The following is a 17504-nucleotide window of genomic DNA, read 5'->3' as shown; positions in this document are numbered from 1 at the left end:
GGGACACAACCCCCCTATCTTGCTGGTTCCGACGCCCGATGCGAAAGCCGACGCGGCGGACGTTTGGTGAAGTCGACAGATCGTGCCCGACCGTTCACCTCCCGTCGACCGGTCGAGACGCACTGTGCGGTATCCCTCACCCGGCCTCGGGCCAGGGCGTCCTACCATCCGGGGATGAGCGAACGGCGGTCAAGCGAGTCCGGTTTCCCGATCAAGGGCGTCTACACGGCGGCCGACCTTCCGGAGGACCTGGACTCCCGGCTGGGCGGCCCCGGCGAGTTCCCGTACACCCGGGGGGTCTACCCCACGATGTACACCTCCCGTCCGTGGACCATGCGCCAGTACGCCGGCTTCGGCACCGCCACCGAGTCCAACGCGCGATACCACCAACTGTTGCGGGCCGGCACGACCGGACTCTCGGTCGCCTTCGACCTGCCGACCCAGATGGGGTACGACTCCGACGACCCGATCGCGCACGGCGAGGTCGGCAAGGTGGGCGTGGCCATCGACTCCATCGAGGACATGCGGCTGCTCTTCGCCGACATCCCGCTGGACAAGGTCTCCACCTCGATGACGATCAACGCTCCCGGCTCGGTGCTGCTGCTGCTCTACCAGCTCGTCGCGGAGGAGAACGGGGTCGCCGGCGCGGCGCTCAACGGCACCATCCAGAACGACATCCTCAAGGAGTACATCGCCCGGGGGACGTACATCTTCCCGCCGAAGCCCTCGCTGCGCCTGGTGGCCGACACGTTCGCGTACTGCCGCAAGGAGGTGCCGAAGTGGAACACCATCTCCATCTCCGGCTACCACATGGCCGAGGCCGGTGCGACGCCCGCGCAGGAGATCGCGTTCACCCTGGCCAACGGTGTGGAGTACGTCCGGGCGGCGCTGGCCGCCGGGCTCGCGGTGGACGACTTCGCGCCCCGGCTGTCGTTCTTCTTCGTGGCCCGCACCACGCTGCTGGAGGAGGTGGCGAAGTTCCGCGCCGCCCGGCGGATCTGGGCCCGGCTGATGCGTGACGACTTCGGCGCCAAGGATCCGAAGTCGATGATGCTGCGCTTTCACACGCAGACCGCCGGTGTGCAGCTCACCGCTCAGCAGCCGGAGGTGAACCTGGTCCGGGTCGCGGTGCAGGGCCTGGCCGCGGTGCTCGGCGGCACGCAGTCGCTGCACACCAACAGCTTCGACGAGGCGATCGCGCTGCCCACCGAGAAGGCCGCCCGGCTGGCGCTGCGCACCCAGCAGGTGCTGGCGTACGAGACGGACCTGACCACCACCGTCGACCCGTTCGCCGGCTCGTACGTGGTGGAGGCGATGACCGCCGAGATCGAGGCCGCCGCCGTGGAGTTGATGGAGCGGGTGGCCGATCACGGTTCGGCGGTGGACGCCATCGAGGCCGGGTTCCAGAAGCGGGAGATCGAGCAGTCCGCGTACCGGATCGCCCAGGAGATCGACTCCAGTGAGCGGGTGGTGGTGGGGCTCAACCGGTTCACGGTCGACGAGGAGGAGCCGTACGAGCCGTTGCGGGTCGACCCGGCCATCGAGGCGGCGCAGGCCGAGCGGTTGGCCCGGCTGCGCGCCGGACGGGATGCCGACGCGGTGACGCGGACGCTGGCCGATCTGCGGGCCGCCGCCGAGGGCTCGGACAACGTGCTCTACCCGATGCGTGAGGCGCTGCGGGCCCGGGCCACGGTCGGTGAGGTCTGCGGGACGCTGCGCGAGGTGTGGGGGCAGTACCGGCCCACCGACCGGTTCTGACGCGACCGGCGTCGGGTGTGTCCGCCCGGCGCCCGGGGTACGCCGACAGGTGGGCCGGAACGCACACGGTGTGCGGTCGGGGTCGGCGAGATTATGTGAGCGTCCTTGTCCGGCCGGTTGCGGAGCGTGGTCGCCTTATTGTCGGAGTGTCAGTTCATCACCCCGACTAATGCGACAATTCGCAGCGTGGGTCCAGGGGCGGCGACGCAGCTCGTGGCCCCTCGGGTCGGTTACGCGTTGTAGGAGGTGAGGGGGCAGATGGCGGCGTTCGAGCGCGATCTACCTGCGGTCCCGCACCTCGACGAGCGCGCTCAGCAGGGCATACGTGACGCTACGCGGTCTGATCATCACCGTAACGAGGTTGCGCAGCGTCACCGTCGGAGGTCTAGGCTGTCTGCTGTCCCCGATGATCCATCCATCTCTAGTGATCGAGAATTCGACGTGACGAGTGCGTTGACGCTGCCCACCGGCGGCCAGCTGGCGTCGTCCTGGCTGGAGACTCCGCCCGGGTCCCAGCCCCTTCCCCGCGACCTGGACCACCTGCTCGCGCTCCGGGTACCCGGGCTCATCGCCACGCGCCGTCACCTCCACTCGCACCCCGAGTTGTCCGGTACGGAGTTCGAGACGGCGGCCCTGATCGCCCGGGAGCTCTCCCTGGCCGGCCTGAGCCCGCGACTGCTGCCCAAGGGCAACGGCGTGATCTGTGACGTCAACGGCCGCCCGGACGGGCCGGTCGTCGCGCTGCGCGCCGACATCGACGCCCTGCCGCTCGACGACCCCAAGGACGTGCCGTACCGCTCCACCGTCGAGGGCGTCTGCCACGCCTGCGGCCACGACGTGCACACCTCGATCCTGCTCGGCGTCGGCATGCTGCTGGCCCAGCTCGCCGACCTCGGTGAGCTGGACGGCCGGGTCCGGCTGATCTTCCAGCCGGCCGAGGAGATCCTGCCCTGCGGCTCGTTGGAGGTCATCGAGGCCGGCGGCCTGGACGACGTGGTGCAGATCTTCGCGCTGCACTGCGACCCGAACCTGCCGGTGGGCCAGGTGGGCCTGCGGGTCGGCCCGATCACGGCGGCCGCCGACAACGTCACCGTCCGGCTGTCCGGGCCGGGCGGGCACACCGCCCGGCCGCACCTGACCGTCGACCTGGTCGACGCCCTCGGCCGGCTGATCACCGAGGTCCCGGCCCTGGTGAGCCGCCGGGTGCCGGCCAACAGCGGGCTGCTGCTGGTGTTCGGCCACGCCTCGGCCGGCACCCGTTACAACGTCATCCCCTCCGAGGCGTCCGCCTCGGGCACCCTGCGGGTGATGGACCGCGACACCTGGGAGCAGGCTCCCAAGATCGTGGCTCAGGTGGTGCGGGACGTGATCGCCCCCACCGGCGCGACCGTCGACCTGGAGTACCTGCGCGGTCGACCGCCGGTGAGCAACGACTCGCGGGCCATCCAGGTGCTGACCGCCGCCACCGGCGCGGCGCTCGGGCCGGAGGGCATCGCCGAGACGCCGCAGAGCATGGGCGGCGAGGACTTCTCCTGGTACCTGGAGTACGTCCCCGGCGCGCTCGCCCGCCTCGGCGTGGGCCGGATCGGGCCCAACGTCGACCTGCACCGCGCGTCCTTCGACGTGGACGAGCGGGCCATCCCGGCCGGCGTCCGCGTCATGGTGCAGACCGCGCTGCGGGCACTTGCGGCGGCGCGCTGACCTGGGCGACCTGCGCCGGCGTCCGCCGACGCCGGCGCAGCACCAGCAGCAGAACCGTCAGGGGTACGCCGAAGGCCACCAGCCAGGGCAGCAGCGCGCCGAGGACGGTGAGCAGGACGGTCATCGAGGTGACGAACGCCTCCCAGCCGCCCTTGAGCCCGACCAGGAAGCCGGTCTCGGCCTTCTCCTCATCGGTCTTCGCCGCCGGCCCGGCCAGCGACACCGTGATCGTGGAGAGCGCGGTCAGGTCGGCCAGCCGGCGCTTCTTGGCCTCCAGCGAGGCCAGGTCCGCCTCCCGGCGACCCAACTCGTTCTCCAGCGACACCAGGTCGGCGATCGAGTTGGCGCGGGCGAGCAGTCGTCGCGCGCTGTCCACGCGCGCTCGCTGCGTGACGATCCGGGCCTCCAGGTCGACGGTCTCCTCCGTGACGTCCTGGGTGTTGATCTCGCGGCTCTGCTGGCGGCCGAGCTTCGCGACCTCCTCCACCACCTGAGCGAACTTGGCCGCCGGCACCCGCAACTGCAACTCGGCCACCGCGTCGGCCTCGGCGCTGCGCCGCTGGTCGCCGCCGATGAAGCCACCCGCCCGGGTGACCACCGCGCTGACCTCGCGGGCCGCGGCGTCCACATCAGTCACCTGCACCCGCATCGATCCGGTGTAGATGATCGCCCGCTGGTCGACCCGCAGATCCGGAGCACCGGCCCCCGCCCCGGCCTCGGCCGCGTCCGCGTCGCTGCCCTTGTCGAGCGCGCCCTGCGCACCCTGCGGGGCCTCGGCCGCCGTACCCGCCGAATCGGATCCGCTGTCACCGGCGCTGCACCCCGCGAGGGCCAGCGCCGCCAGCAGTGTTCCCGCCGCCAGGAGTGCGCCGCGGCGTCGTCCTCTCCGTCCGTCCATCCCCGCTCCCATCGTCGTCAGCCTCAGTGGCGATAGTTCGGACGCGCCGCGTCCACCGGCTGGTTCCGGCAGACTGCGCTGAGGACATCACGATTCGATAGTCGAGGAGTCACGATGCGGCTCACCAAGTACGCCCACTCCTGTCTCCGGGTGGAACACGACGGGGGAGTGCTCGTGGTCGATCCCGGAGTGTTCAGCGACCCGGCGACGGCGCTGGACGGCGCGGACGCGGTGCTCGTCACCCACGAGCACCCGGACCACCTGGACCCGGCCGCGGTGCGGCTCCAGCTCGACCGGCAGCCGTTCCCGATCTACGGGCCCGCCTCGCTCGCCGACGCCCTGGGCGACGCGGCCGAGGCACTGTGCCCCGTCGAGCCCGGCGAGTCGTTCACCGCCGCCGGGGTCGCGGTCCGCGCGTACGGGGGACGGCACGCGGTCATCCACCCGGACATCCCGGTGATCGACAACCTCGGCTACCTGATCAACGACGTGGTCTACCACCCCGGCGACTCGCTCGTCGTACCGCAGGAGACGCCCGTCGACACGCTCTTCGCGCCGATCCACGCCCCCTGGTCGAAGTTCTCCGAGGTGCTCGACTTCATCCGGGCGGTCGCCCCGCGCCGCGCGTACGCCCTGCACGACGCCCTGCTCAACGGCAACGGGCTGGGCGTCCTCAACCGGCAGTACGCGGCCCTGTCCGGCACCGAGTACCAGCGTCTGGAGCCCGGTACCCGGGTGGACGTCTGACGCGATGCCCGGCCCCTCCGTGGAGCTGGTCCGGCAGCTCTACCGCACCCCACCGGACCGGTTCGTGGCCGCCCGGGACGCCGCGGTGGCCGAGGCCCGGCGAGCCGGCGACACGACCGGGGCCCGGCAACTGGCCCGGCTGCGCCGCCCCACCGTCGCCGCCTGGCTGGTCAACCTGCTCGCCATCGAGCGTCCCGAGCTGGTCGCCGACCTGGTCAATCTCGCCGACGCGCTCCGGGCGGCCCAGCGGGAGCTGCGCGGCGCCCGACTGCGGGAGTTGTCGGCCCAGCGTCGCGCGGTGGTCGCGGCACTGGTCGCCGAAGTCCGTACGCTCGCCAGGGCGGAACCCGACGCGCCACCGGCCGGCCGGCTGCCGCTGGCCGAGGTGGAGGCGACCCTGAACGCGGCGCTCTCCGACGCCGACGTCGCCGAGCAGGTGCGGGCGGGACGGCTGCTCCGCGCGGCCACCTACGCCGGCTTCGGCGAGGTGCCCCGACCGCAGTTGCGGCTGGTCACCGGCGACGAGGAGGAGCCACCGGCCCGACGACCGGGCGTCCAGCGGGAGAGCCCGCAGCCGACCCGCCGTACCGACCGGGCCGGGGAGCGTGCCGCGCAGGCCGAGCGGGCGGCGCAGCGGGCGGCCCGGGCCGAGCGCGCCCGCCGCCGTCGGGCCCTGGACCGCGAGTTGGACCGTGCGCGCGCCGACCAGCAGCGGGCCGAGGACGAGTTGGCCGAGGCGGCCGGGCAGGAGCGCGACGGCGTCGCCGTACTCGACGAGATCGAAACCGAGCTGGCCGAGTTGGAACGCCGACGCGCGGTGGCGGAACAGGACCTCAGTCGGGCCAAGCTGGCCCGGCGGGCGGCCGAGCGGGCGGTCACCGCGGCCCGCCGCCGGGCGGGCGAGGTCGAGGCGGCCGTCGAGGCGTTGGTGGCCGAAGAGGGGGATGCGGACGCGGGCGGTGGCGCGGCAGACTGACATCGATGGACGACGACGAGCGGATGAGCCGTCTGCGGCCGGCCGCCCCCGAGCGGCGCGCGCGGACGGCGTCCGGATGACGCCGGAGCAGCTCGCCGCCGCCAGCAAACCCGCCGTCCTCGACCTTGGCGACGGATTCAGCAGGTGCCCGAGCACGCTGCGTCGGGCCCGGCTGCTCGGCATCTCCGGCTGGGCCTTCTACATCAGCGGTCGGGCCGGCGCGCTCGGCGACGTACGCGCGGAGACGGCCGCCGCGGCGATCGGCTTCGTCGCGCCGGACGCCGTCGCCGACGGCTGGGACGCCGCCGCCCGGGTGCTGCCGCCCGTCGAGGTGGCCGCCGCGAGTCTCGCCGAGTGCTGCCGGTGGGGGACCGAGATGCTGGGCGTGCTTCCCGGGGTCGAGCGCCTGGCCGACCTGGTCGAGCGGGCGGTCGCCGCCGCCGACACCAGCGGCATGCCGCTCTTCGCCGCGTGGCGGGCCATGCCGCTGCCGGATCACTCGCCGGGGGCCCGCAGCGCCGCCGGGCTGCGACTGCTGCGGGAACACTTCACCGGCGCCTACCTGCTGGCGGTACGGGCCGCCGGCATGACCCCGCTGGAGGCGGTGCTGGCCGGGCCGGAGGGCGAGGCCGGTGCGGTGGCGTGCGGGTGGCCGCCGCCGTACCCGGCGGTCGGGCCGTTGGTGCGTCGGCGGCTGTGGGCGGAGGCGGTGACCAACCGGCTGGCGGCGCCCGCGTTCGCGGCGCTCGGCCCCGCCGACGGCGCCGAGCTGGTGGAGTTGCTGCACCACACCCGCGCCGGCTTGGCCTGACGCGCCCGCCCGCCGGAAAATGGGCGGCGCTCCCGGCCGACGGCTGCCAGGATCTCCTGCCGTGACACTTCCCGCCGGCTGGACCGCGCGCCGGCCCACTCTCGACGACGTACCGGCGATCCTCGCGGTGGTGCACGCCGCCGACACCTTCGCCATCGGCTACCCCGACTTCGACGCCGAGGACGTCGAGGAGGCGCTGACCGCGCCCCACTTCGACCCGGCCCGGGACTCCTGGTTGGCGCTCGACCCGGACGGCACCGTCGTCGGCTGGGCGACGGTGGACAACCCGACCGGGGTCGGCCGGGAGTTCGTGGAGGTCTACGTCGACCCCGAGCGGGGTGCCACCCTCCGTGCGCCGCTGCTCGCCCGCCAGCTCGACCGGGTCGCCGAGCGCGCCGCGGAACGGCGACTGCCGGCGCTCACCGTTCGCTGCGCGGTGTTCGCCCCGGAACGCGAATGGGACCGGGACCTGCGGGCCGCCGGTTTCACCCTGGTCAAACGGTACGTCCGGATGCGTTGCCCGTTGACCGACCGGCCCGCCGAGCCGGCCACGCCGACCGGTGTCACGGTGCGACCGGTCCGGCCGGACGATGATGCCGAGCTGCGGGAGTTCCACCGGATCCACGACATCGCCTTCGGCGACACCCCGGACCACGAGCCGCTGTCGTACGACAGGTGGCGGGCCCGCATCGGTGACGTGACCGCCTGGGACGAGTGGTTCGTCGCCGAGGTCGACGGGGTGCTCGCCGGCGCGTTGCAGTCTTCGGACCAGGCGTTGGACCGGCAGGAGGGCTGGGTGAAGAGCCTGTCGGTGCTGCCCGCGTACCGTCGCCGGGGTGTCGGCGCGGCGCTGCTGCGCCGCGCGTTCGCCCGCTACGCCGACAAGGGCCGGCAGTTCGCCGGCCTCGGCGTGGACCTCACCAACCCGACCGCCCCGCTGTCGCTCTACCGCTCGGTGGGCCTGCGGGAGACGGAGTGGACCGACATGTACGAGCGGGTCGTCCCGGCCGCCGGTGTGTGATTGACGACCCCGACCGGGCCCGACGGGCGTCCGGGCCGGTGACGGTTGCAGACTGGGGGCGTGGGATACGCGCTACGGGGACGCGGTGCCGGTGGGGCGGGACCGCAGCTCGGTGACGTAGTCGTCCGGCGCGCCCGCCTTCTCGGCGGCGTTCGCGATCTCGGACAGGTACCACGACGTCGGCAGGCCGCCCTCGTACCCGTCGAACACGTAGATCCACGCCGTGACGTCGCCGTCAAGGGTGGAGATCCGTACGTGCAGCTTGCGGTAGGTGCCGGCGGTCACACCCTCGATCTCGTCGAGCTGGGCCGCGTCGTACGGGTGGATGTCGTAGATCGCCACGAATACCCGGTCGCCGGGGGACTCGACGACGGTGCTCACCGCACCCTCCCAGCCGATCACGTCCTCCCCGGCGAAGGTCAGCCGCCACCCTTCCAGCCAGCCGGTGCCCACCATCGGCGAGTGCGGGCAGTAGGCCCGCATTCGGGACGGATCGAGGTTTGAGCCGTAGGCGGCGTGATGACCCACGGCGATGACGATAGCCCGGCGGACGGGTGGGGGAGAATACGACTGTGCGTGTCGGATGCGCTCGGGAGAAGAAAGTCACTGTGAGCATCAACGAGGGGCGAACGTGGTGAGCGCGAGGAGTGCAGCGCAGCGGAGCCCCGCAGTCGCGAGCGAAAGGATGGCTCTGTGAGCCGGATCGTGATCATCGGCGGTGGGCCGGCCGGGTACGAGGCGGCACTGGTCGCCGCCCAACTGGACGCCGATGTCACCGTCGTCGAGGCCGATGGCGCGGGCGGGGCGTGCGTGCTCTCCGACTGCGTCCCGTCGAAGACCTTCATCGCCAGCTCCCAGGTGGTCACCGGCTACCGGGACACCGAGGAGTTCGGGGTGCACTCGGACGGCCTGGAGGCGGTGACCGTCGACGCGCAGGCCGTGCACGCGCGGGTGAAGCGGCTGGCGCTGGCGCAGTCCGCCGACATCCACGCCAAGCTGCTCAAGGCGGGTGTCACCTTCGTGGCCGGTACCGCCCGCCTCGGCGACGACGCGCTCGGGCACACCCACCGGGTCATCGTCACGCCCGCCGACGGTGGCGAGGAGTACCCGATCGACGCGTCCACCGTGCTGGTGGCCACCGGCTCGACGCCCCGGCAACTGCCCACCGCCGTACCCGACGGCGAGCGCATCCTGACCTGGCGTCAGGTGTACGACCTGTCGGAGTTGCCGGAGCACCTGATCGTGGTCGGCTCGGGCGTGACCGGCGCCGAGTTCGCCAGCGCGTACCTCGCGATGGGGGTGGAGGTCACCCTCGTCTCCAGCCGCGACCGGGTGATGCCGCACGAGGACGCCGACGCGGCATCAGCCATCGAGCGGGTGTTCCGCAACCGGGGGATGAACATCCTCAACAACTCCCGGGCCGACGCGGTGCGCCGTACCGCCGACGGGGTCGAGGTGGAGCTCTCCGACGGGCGCAGGGTCACCGGTTCGCACGCCCTCATCGCGGTCGGCTCGATCCCGAACACCGCCGATCTGGGCCTGGCCGAGTACGGCGTGGAGCTGGGCCGGGGCGGTTACGTCACGGTCGACCGGGTCTCCCGGACGAACGTGCCCGGCATCTACGCCGCCGGTGACTGCACCGGGGTGCTGCTGCTGGCGAGCGTCGCCGCCATGCAGGGTCGGATCGCCATGTGGCACGCCCTCGGTGAGGCCGTCCGCCCACTGCGGCTGCGGACCGTCGCCGCGAACGTCTTCACCGACCCGGAGCTGGCCACCGTCGGCGTCTCGCAGGACGAGGTCGACGCGGGCAAGGTGCCGGCCCGGCAGGTGATGCTGCCGCTCTCCGGCAACGCCCGCGCCAAGATGGACGACCTCTCCGACGGTTTCGTGAAGTTGTTCTGCCGGCCCGCCAGCGGTCAGGTGATCGGCGGCGTGGTGGTCGCGCCGAAGGCCAGCGAGCTGATCCTGCCCATCACCATGGCCGTGGAGAACAATCTGACGGTCAACGAGCTGGCCCAGACGATCACCATCTACCCCAGCCTCTCCGGCTCCATCACCGAGTCCGCCCGCCAGCTCATGCTCCACGAGCTGGAGTAGTCGTTCTCGTCGATCATGGACTTGTGGTGGCCGTTCTGCGCCACCACACCCCCTTTGGGCGACACCACGACTCCATGATCGACGGGTGCACGCCGGGTCTGGGTCACCGCCACCGTCGCCAGGACCGCTACCTCGGTGAGGATCAGGAGGCGTTCGGCCAGACCGATCAGCATCCGGTCGCCGGGGTAGGCGGACCAGACCATCCCCGCCGCCAGGACCAGGCTCAGCACGACGAGGGTACGGAGCCTGGCGGCGGCGGACGTCAGGTCCGGGCGCCGGGCGAGCAGCCAACCGCCGATCGGCAGGGCCAGGAAGGCGACCACCGACGCGTACCGGTGCACGTAAGCGGACGCGGTCATGGCGGTGCCCGGCTCGTTCGTCGGCACCACGGCAGCCAGCAGCAGCCCCACCACCCACGCGCCGAGCAGCAGCTCCACTGCCCGTCCGGGAGGCGGGCCGGTACGGCGCAGCCCGTACATCAGTGCCACGGTGGCGAGGGCCAGCACCACCATGGCGACGTCGATGACGCCGCCCCGGTCGGAGACGGCGAAGTCGCTGATGGTCAGCGCCCACGGGTTGAGGTCGTCGTTGACTTCCAGATGGCCGATCACGGTGAGCAGCGCCGCCACGGCGATCCCGCCGAGGGCGAGCAGGCCGGTGCTCCGGGTTCCAGGCATGCCTCAGCCTGTCGCCGTGAGCACCCCAGCCAGATCCGGGACCGCCACCGACTTCGCCCCCAAAACCCACCCCTAGAGGCAGGTCCTGGTCCTGACCCTGGCCCCCGCGATCTTGCACTTTCGGTCGACGTTATGCGGTTATCCGACCCAATTTGTCCGGACAGGAAGTGCAAGATCGCGGAGCGCGGAGGGTGCGCCTTCAGTCCACGGGGACCTGGGTGGCGGTACGGGCGTGGCGGGCGCTGACCACCGTCATCGCCCATCCGGCGGCGGCGAAACCGGCCGCCGCCGCGGCGGCGATGATGGCCAGCCGCCAGGCCGACTCGGTGAGCGCGGCACCGCCCAGGTGCCCGATGAGCGCGCCGTAGCTGGCCCAGCCCAGCGCGGCGATCGTCTCGTAGAGCGCGAACAGTCGGTACGGGTAGCGGCTGCGGCCGGCCGTGAAGCAGGCGGCCATCCGCCCGCCGGGCACGAACCGGCACAGCAGGATAACGAGTGGACCGGGTTGTCGGAGTCCCTGGGTGACCCGGCTGGCCACGCGGCGGGCGCGGCTGGGCTCGCTGTGCCGGGGCGCCCGCCGGTCCGGGGCGAGCCGGCCGAGCAGGTAGCAGGCGAGGTCACCGGCGAACACGCCGAGCGCGCCGACGGCGATGGTGACCGGCAGGCTGAGTCCGCCGTACACGGTCAGCGCGCCGCTGGTGATCATGACGAGCTGGGTGGGGATGACGGGTACGAAGGCGTCGGCGATGAGTAGCCCGAGCAGCACCAGATACGCCCACGTCGGAGACGCGACGTCAGTCAGTAGTTCGGGCACGCCTGCCACCTCGCCGGATGCGGCCGATTGGGTGTCTTGAGCCTGACGGCATGGCCGGCGTCACCGTGGACGGCCCCGCGGCGTCGTGACCGCCGACACCACAGAGCCACCCTGCTCCAACGAGGCAGGCACCCCCTGGTGACGGCCCCGACCCGGCCCGGGACGGTCGCCGGATCGGCCCCTGTCGGCGTACCGTGGTCGGCGCGGCCCAGCACGCCGGGTCCCCCGTTCCTGACGATGCGGGCCGCTCAGGGCCGCCGGCGGGTCCCGCGCCGGCGGCCCGCCTCCCTTCCCGCCGCCGCAAATCCGGGTGCGTCCCCGACCGCCCGACGGGTAGCGTCGCGGCATGCGCAGCGCGGTAGTGATGACGACGACGCCGGGTGTCCCCGGCGTGCCGCGCTGACGTAACCACCGTCGACCAGGCCCGGGGCGATCCGCCCCCGGGGGCCGTTCGGCGTTCGGTGTCCAGGTCGCCTCCGGGTCGTACCCGATCCAGGAGCCCGACATGATCGACCACCGTAGGCTCGGCCGCGAGCTGGACCTGTTCGTCTCCGATCCGCTGGCCGGCGCCGGCCTGCCCATCTGGCTGCCGGCGGGCGCCGCCGCCCGGCACGCCGTCGAGGAGTACGTCCGGGAGTTGGAGCGCCGCTCCGGCCACCAGCACGTGTACTCGCCGCCGCTGGGTAAGCGGGAACTCTTCGAACTCTCCGGCCACCTCGGCTACTTCGCCGACGACATGTTCCCGCCGCTGCGGCTGAGCGCCGACGACGAGTTCGTGCTCCGGCCGGCGCTCTGCCCGCACCACGCGCTGGTCTTCCGGGCCCGAGGCCGCTCCTACCGGGAGCTGCCGCTGCGGGTCGCGGAGCTGGGCGGGATGTACCGCGCGGAGCGTTCCGGGGTGCTCGGCGGGCTGTCCCGGGTACGCGCCATCTCCCTCAACGACGCACACACCTTCTGCGCCCCCGAGCAGGTCGGCGCGGAGGTCGCCGAGATCCTCGGACTGATCCGCGCCGCGCACGCCGCGCTCGGCGTACGCCCGGCCGGGTTCCGGCTGTCGCTGCGCGGGCCGGGCGAGAAGTACGTCGGCGACGACGCCCAGTGGGCCCGCGCCGAGGACCTGCTGCGCGGCGCGCTGGCCGGGGTGGAGTACGTCGAGGCCCCCGGAGAGGCCGCCTTCTACGGCCCGAAGATCGACATCCAGATCGTCGACGCGGCCGGCCGGGAGTCGACCATCTCCACCATCCAGGTGGACTTCGACAAGCCGGAGCGGTTCGACCTGTCGTACACCGACTCCGACGGCGGCCGGCGTCGGCCGGTGCTGCTGCACCGCAGCCTGGTCGGCAGCATGGAACGGCTGTTCGCGTACCTCATCGAGGCGCACGAGGGCGCGTTCCCGGCCTGGTACGCGCCCGTCCAGTTGGTGGTGCTGCCGGTGGACGGCGGGCAGGCCGACGCGGCGGCCGACCTGGCCCGGCGAGCCCTCGACGCCGGACTGCGGGTCGAGGTCGACGCCGCCGGCTCGCTGGGCGCCCGGGTACGGGACGCGGCCCGCCGCCGCGTCCCGTACCTCGGGGTGCTGGGCGCCCGGGAGGCCGCCGTCGGCGCGCTCGCCCTCCGGCTGCGCGACGGCCGTGTCCTGGACCCGATGCCGGCGGACGCCGCGCTCGCCCTGATCGGCGGGCAGGTCGCCGCCCGCTCGGCGGATCTGCTCCCGGACCGACATGGCTAGACCGACGCCGGTTGCGCCGCGGTGGCCGGCTCCTCGTCGACCACCGCGCCGGTGAACTGCGAGCGGTACAGCCGGTGGTACGCGCCGTGGGCGGCGAGCAGTTGCTCGTGGGTGCCCTGCTCGACGATCCGGCCGTCCTCCATCATCAGGATCAGGTCGGCGTCCCGGATGGTGGAGAGCCGGTGCGCGATGACGAAGCTCGTCCGGTCCGAGCGCAGCGCCGCCATCGCCCGCTGGAGCAGCACCTCGGTACGGGTGTCCACCGAGCTGGTGGCCTCGTCGAGGATGAGCAGGGACGGCTCGGCGAGGAACGCCCGGGCGATGGTGATGAGCTGCTTCTCACCGGCGCTGACGTTGCTGCCCTCCTCGTCGATGACGGTGTCGTAGCCGTCGGGCAGGCTGCGCACGAACCGGTCCACGAAGGTGGCCCGGGCCGCGGCGACGATCTCCTCCTCGGTGGCGTCGGGACGGCCGTACGCGATGTTGTCCCGGATGGTGCCGCCGAACAGCCAGGTGTCCTGGAGCACCATGCCGATCCGGCCACGCAGGTCGTCGCGGCGGAGCGTGGTGATGTCCACCCCGTCGAGCGTGATCCGGCCGGCGTCCAGCTCGTAGAAGCGCATGATCAGGTTGACCAGGGTGGTCTTGCCGGCGCCGGTCGGGCCGACGATCGCCACGGTGTGCCCCGGCTCGGCCACCAGCGACAGGTCGTCGATCAGCGGCTTGTCCGGCGCGTACCGGAACGAGACGTGCTCGAACTCGACCCGGCCGTGCGGGTCGACGACCCGGGCCGGCTGGGCCGGATCGGGGCTCTGCTCGTCGGCGTCGAGTACGGCGAAGACCCGCTCGGCCGACGCCACCCCGGACTGGAGCAGGTTGGCCATCGAGGCGAGTTGGGTGAGCGGCTGGGTGAACTGGCGGGAGTACTGGATGAACGCCTGCACGTCACCGAGGCTCATCGCCCCGGAGGCCACCCGCAGACCGCCGACCACGGCGATCGCCACGTAGCTCAGGTTCCCGATGAACATCATCGACGGCATGATGATCCCGGAGATGAACTGCGCGCCGAAGCTGGCCCGGAACAGCTCCTCGTTCTTGGCGTGGAAGGCGGCCTCCACCTCACGCTGCCGGCCGAAGACCTTCACCAGCTCGTGCCCGGTGTACGCCTCCTCGATCTGGCCGTTCAACGCGCCGGTGTGCGTCCACTGCGCGATGAACTGCTTCTGCGAGCGCTTGGCGATGCGCTGGGTGACCAGCACCGACAGCGGCACCGCGATCAGCGCCACCAGGGCCAGCAGCGGCGAGATCCAGAACATCACGCCGAGTACGCCGACCACGGTCAGCAGCGAGGTGAGCAGCTGACTGAGGGTTTGCTGGAGGCTGGTGGAGATGTTGTCGATGTCGTTGGTGACCCGGCTGAGCAGCTCACCGCGGGGCTGCCGGTCGAAGTAGGGCAGCGGCAGCCGGTTGAGCTTCTCCTCCACCTCGGCGCGCAGCCGCAGCACCGTGCGCTGGACCACCCCGTTGAGCAGCCAGCCCTGCCACCACGCCAGCACACTCGACGCCAGGTAGAGCCCGAGCGCCAGCAGCAGCACCCGGCCCAGCGCGTCGAAGTCGATGCCCGTCCCGGGCACCACGTCCATCCGGGCCAGCATGTCGGCGAAGCTCTCGTTGCCGCCGGCCCGCGCCGCGTCGACGGCCTGGTCGGCGGTGGTGCCCGCCGGCAGTTGCCGACCGATCACCCCGCTGAAGATGATGTCGGTGGCGTGGCCCAGGATCTTCGGGCCGGCCACGCTGAAACCGACGCTCACCACGGCGAGCGTGATGATCGCGGCCAGGTGCAGCCGGTGCGGGCGCAGCCGGCCGAGCAGGCGTCGGGCCGACGGCCCGAAGTTCATCGACTTCTCGGCGGGCATCCCCGCGCTCATCCACGGCGGGCCGCCGCCCGGCCGGCCCGCCGGCAGCCGCTTCGGCGTCCGCCCGTCGCCGCCGGCCTGCGGCGTGTCACCGCCGGCCTTCTGATTGGGTACGGCCGCAGCGCGCGGCTCGGTCTGCTCGCTCACGCCGCCACCTCCGCCGTCTGCTGGGAGGCCACGATCTCGGCGTACGTCGGGCAGGTCTCCAACAGCTCCGCGTGTCGTCCCACTCCGACGACCCCTCCGTTCTCGAGCACGATGATCTGGTCGGCGTCGACGATGGTGGACACCCGCTGCGCCACGATCACCACCGCCGCGTCGGCGGTGACGGGTCGCAGCGCCGCCCGCAGCCGGGCGTCGGTGCCGAGGTCCAACGCGGAGAACGAGTCGTCGAACAGGTAGATCTCCGGCTGCCGGACCAGTGCCCGGGCGATGGCCAGGCGTTGGCGCTGACCGCCGGAGACGGTGCTGCCGCCCTGGGCGATCGGCGCGTCCAGCCCGCCGGGCAGCTGGGCCACGAAGTCGCGGGCCTGGGCGATCTCCAACGCCGCCCATAGCTCCTCGTCGGTGGCGTCCGGGTTGCCGTAGCGCAGGTTGCTGGCGACCGTGCCGGTGAACAGGTACGGCCGCTGCGGCACCAGCCCGATGCGTTTCCACAGCTCGTCGGGGGCCAACTCGCGTACGTCGACCCCGTCGACCAGCACCGCGCCGTCGGTGACGTCGACCAGGCGGGGGATGAGCGACAGCAGGGTGGTCTTGCCGGCGCCGGTGCTGCCGATGATCGCCGTGGTGGTGCCGGCGGTGGCCCGGAAGGAGATGTCGCGCAGCACCGGCTCGACCGCGCCCGGGTACTGGAAGCGCACCCCGCGCAGCTCCAACTCGGCCCGGCTGGGCAGCTCGGTGACCGGCGCGGCGGCCGGAACCACCGAGGAGTCGGTGTCCAGCACCTCGACGATGCGTTCGGCGCAGACCGCCGCCCGGGGCACCATCATCAGCATGAAGGTGGCCATCATCACGGCCATCAGGATCTGCATCAGGTAGGCCAGGAACGCGGTGAGCGCGCCGATCTGGATCGCCCCGGAGTCGACCCGCTGCGCGCCGAACCAGAGCACCGCCACGCTCGACACGTTCAGCACCAGCATGACCACCGGGAAGATCAACGCCAACAACCGGCCGGTACGCAGGGCGGTGGCGGTCAGGTCGGCGTTGGCGACGCCGAAACGCTGCGTCTCGTACGGCTCGCGGACGAACGCGCGGACCACCCGGATGCCGGTGATCTGCTCGCGCAGCACCCGGTTGACCGTGTCGATCCGGGTCTGCATCAGCCGGAAGCCCGGCACCATCCGGCGGATGATCGCGCTCAACGCGACGGCCAGCACCGGCACGCTGACCAGCATCAGCCAGGAGAGCCCGATGTCCTCGCGCAGCGCCATGACCACCCCACCGACGCTCATGATCGGTGCGGCGACCAGCATGGTGCAGCTCATCAGCACGAGCATCTGCACCTGTTGGACGTCGTTGGTGTTGCGGGTGATCAGCGACGGTGCGCCGAACCGGGCCACCTCGCGGGCGGAGAAGCTGTTGACGTGCCCGAACAGTCGGGCCCGGACGTCCCGACCGAAACCCATGGCGACCCGCGCGCCCAGGTAGACGGCCGCGATCGAGCAGACGATCTGGATCAGGCTGACCAGCAGCATCCAGCCGCCGGTGTGCACGATGTAGCCGGTGTCGCCCCGGGCCACCCCCTTGTCGATGATGTCCGCGTTGAGGCTGGGCAGGTAGAGCGAGGCCATGGTGCCCACGAACTGGAGCAGCACCACCGCCAACAGCGGTCTGGAGTACGGGCGCAGTTGGCCGCGTAACAGTCGGATCAGCACGACGGTTCCTCCGCGTCGGTGGGTCGTCCGGTCAGCCGCGGGTCGTCTCCGCTGCCGATGACTTCGAGTAGGAACTCCCGGATCACCTGGGCCTTCGCCGGGTCGGCGTCGACCGAGGTGAGCGGGCGTCCGGAGTGCATGAGGGCGCCGAGGGCGGCGACCCGCTCCCGGCCGGCGGGGGTGATGGCGAGTTTGATGCTGCGCCGGTCACTGTCGTCGCGCTGGCGCTCGACCAGGCCGTCGCGTTCGAGGGTGTCGACGATGCCGGTCAGGGTGGCCGGACGGACGAAGCCCTTCTCGGCGACCTGGCGGTGGGGCAGCTCGCCGTGCCGGGCGAGCGTCATCAGGGTGATCATGCCGGCCTGGGTGAGGCCGTGCTCCTCGGCGAGGTAGCGGTTCCACCGCTGCCCGACGAGGTGCCCGGCCACCACCAGCAGCCGGCCGAGCGGCACATCCTGGAGGGTGATGAGTTCCACGGAAGC

General features: G+C 72.3%; 15 protein-coding genes. 8 read left to right on the top strand and 7 right to left on the bottom strand.

What is annotated here, in order from left to right:
• Positions 1-174 precede the first annotated feature (174 nt).
• Entirely contained in the window at positions 175-1758 is a 1584-nt protein-coding gene (locus AC3EN4_RS00215; RefSeq protein ID WP_422738269.1) for an acyl-CoA mutase large subunit family protein, read from the top strand.
• 441 nt (positions 1759-2199) lie between these two features.
• The gene (locus AC3EN4_RS00210) at positions 2200-3459 is read left to right on the top strand and encodes an amidohydrolase (protein WP_435203959.1); all 1260 of its coding nucleotides are present in this window, start codon (positions 2200-2202) and stop codon (positions 3457-3459) included.
• Here the strand turns inward: AC3EN4_RS00210 and AC3EN4_RS00205 are convergent.
• Complete coding sequence (locus AC3EN4_RS00205) at positions 3416-4378, bottom strand: DUF4349 domain-containing protein (RefSeq protein WP_435204373.1); 963 nt, start codon at positions 4376-4378, stop codon at positions 3416-3418. The two genes, AC3EN4_RS00210 and AC3EN4_RS00205, sit on opposite strands and share 44 nt — an antisense overlap.
• Positions 4379-4471: 93 nt before the next feature.
• On the opposite strand from AC3EN4_RS00205, the gene AC3EN4_RS00200 reads away from it, so the two are divergent.
• The 4 genes from AC3EN4_RS00200 (at position 4472) to AC3EN4_RS00185 (ending at position 7912) form a co-directional block, all read left to right on the top strand.
• Positions 4472-5104, top strand: coding sequence for an MBL fold metallo-hydrolase (locus tag AC3EN4_RS00200; protein ID WP_435203958.1), 633 nt, complete (start codon positions 4472-4474; stop codon positions 5102-5104).
• A gap of 4 nt (positions 5105-5108) precedes the next feature.
• Entirely contained in the window at positions 5109-6080 is a 972-nt protein-coding gene (locus AC3EN4_RS00195; RefSeq protein WP_435203957.1) for a hypothetical protein, read from the top strand.
• A gap of 76 nt (positions 6081-6156) precedes the next feature.
• Positions 6157-6891, top strand: coding sequence for an SCO6745 family protein (locus AC3EN4_RS00190; protein ID WP_422738273.1), 735 nt, complete (start codon positions 6157-6159; stop codon positions 6889-6891).
• Positions 6892-6952: 61 nt separating this feature from the next.
• Positions 6953-7912 (top strand): GNAT family N-acetyltransferase, encoded by a 960-nt coding sequence (locus tag AC3EN4_RS00185; RefSeq protein ID WP_435203956.1) that lies wholly within the window; start codon positions 6953-6955, stop codon positions 7910-7912.
• Between the two features lie 72 nt (positions 7913-7984).
• On the opposite strand, the gene AC3EN4_RS00180 is transcribed toward AC3EN4_RS00185, so the two are convergent.
• Positions 7985-8440: a gamma-glutamylcyclotransferase family protein gene (locus AC3EN4_RS00180; RefSeq protein WP_355048912.1), complete on the bottom strand. Its 456-nt coding sequence runs from the start codon at positions 8438-8440 to the stop codon at positions 7985-7987.
• Positions 8441-8605: 165 nt separating this feature from the next.
• Between AC3EN4_RS00180 and AC3EN4_RS00175 the strand changes: the two genes are divergently transcribed.
• Positions 8606-10009 carry an NAD(P)H-quinone dehydrogenase gene (locus tag AC3EN4_RS00175; RefSeq protein WP_435203955.1) on the top strand — a complete coding sequence of 468 codons (1404 nt, stop codon included), beginning with the start codon at positions 8606-8608 and terminating at the stop codon, positions 10007-10009.
• Here AC3EN4_RS00175 and AC3EN4_RS00170 read toward each other — a convergent pair.
• Positions 9943-10686, bottom strand: coding sequence for a DUF998 domain-containing protein (locus AC3EN4_RS00170; RefSeq protein WP_435203954.1), 744 nt, complete (start codon positions 10684-10686; stop codon positions 9943-9945). The genes AC3EN4_RS00175 and AC3EN4_RS00170 overlap by 67 nt on opposite strands.
• Before the next feature lie 199 nt (positions 10687-10885).
• Entirely contained in the window at positions 10886-11500 is a 615-nt protein-coding gene (locus AC3EN4_RS00165) for a DedA family protein (RefSeq protein ID WP_435203953.1), read from the bottom strand.
• A gap of 505 nt (positions 11501-12005) precedes the next feature.
• Between AC3EN4_RS00165 and thrS the strand changes: the two genes are divergently transcribed.
• Positions 12006-13229, top strand: a complete 1224-nt coding sequence (gene thrS, locus AC3EN4_RS00160) for a threonine--tRNA ligase (RefSeq protein WP_435203952.1) — start codon at positions 12006-12008, stop codon at positions 13227-13229.
• On the opposite strand, the gene AC3EN4_RS00155 is transcribed toward thrS, so the two are convergent.
• The 3 genes from AC3EN4_RS00155 to AC3EN4_RS00145 all read right to left on the bottom strand — a co-directional run bounded on the left by AC3EN4_RS00155 (position 13226) and on the right by AC3EN4_RS00145 (position 17498).
• Positions 13226-15157 carry an ABC transporter ATP-binding protein gene (locus tag AC3EN4_RS00155; RefSeq protein WP_435204372.1) on the bottom strand — a complete coding sequence of 644 codons (1932 nt, stop codon included), beginning with the start codon at positions 15155-15157 and terminating at the stop codon, positions 13226-13228. The two genes, thrS and AC3EN4_RS00155, sit on opposite strands and share 4 nt — an antisense overlap.
• 131 nt (positions 15158-15288) lie before the next feature.
• Positions 15289-17022, bottom strand: a complete 1734-nt coding sequence (locus AC3EN4_RS00150) for an ABC transporter ATP-binding protein (protein WP_435203951.1) — start codon at positions 17020-17022, stop codon at positions 15289-15291.
• A complete protein-coding gene (locus tag AC3EN4_RS00145; RefSeq protein ID WP_435203950.1) occupies positions 17016-17498 on the bottom strand; it encodes a MarR family winged helix-turn-helix transcriptional regulator in 483 nt (160 codons plus the stop codon). The genes AC3EN4_RS00150 and AC3EN4_RS00145 overlap by 7 nt, the downstream gene beginning before the upstream one ends.
• Between the last annotated feature and the right edge of the window lie 6 nt (positions 17499-17504).

Source organism: Micromonospora sp. bgisy143, assembly GCF_057708145.1.
Note: the sequence above shows the minus strand (reverse complement) of the source record. Positions and strands in the feature narration are given on the sequence as shown.

Excerpts from the sequence above, each read along its gene's own strand:
- AC3EN4_RS00215 (WP_422738269.1), top strand. The coding sequence starts at position 175 with ATGAGCGAACGGCGGTCAAGCGAGTCCGGTTTCCCGATCAAGGGCGTC.
- AC3EN4_RS00200 (WP_435203958.1), top strand. The coding sequence starts at position 4,472 with ATGCGGCTCACCAAGTACGCCCACTCCTGTCTCCGGGTGGAACACGAC.
- AC3EN4_RS00195 (WP_435203957.1), top strand. The coding sequence starts at position 5,109 with ATGCCCGGCCCCTCCGTGGAGCTGGTCCGGCAGCTCTACCGCACCCCA.
- AC3EN4_RS00190 (WP_422738273.1), top strand. The coding sequence starts at position 6,157 with ATGACGCCGGAGCAGCTCGCCGCCGCCAGCAAACCCGCCGTCCTCGAC.
- AC3EN4_RS00170 (WP_435203954.1), bottom strand. The coding sequence starts at position 10,686 with ATGCCTGGAACCCGGAGCACCGGCCTGCTCGCCCTCGGCGGGATCGCC.
- thrS (WP_435203952.1), top strand. The coding sequence starts at position 12,006 with ATGATCGACCACCGTAGGCTCGGCCGCGAGCTGGACCTGTTCGTCTCC.
- AC3EN4_RS00155 (WP_435204372.1), bottom strand. The coding sequence starts at position 15,157 with ATGAGCGCGGGGATGCCCGCCGAGAAGTCGATGAACTTCGGGCCGTCG.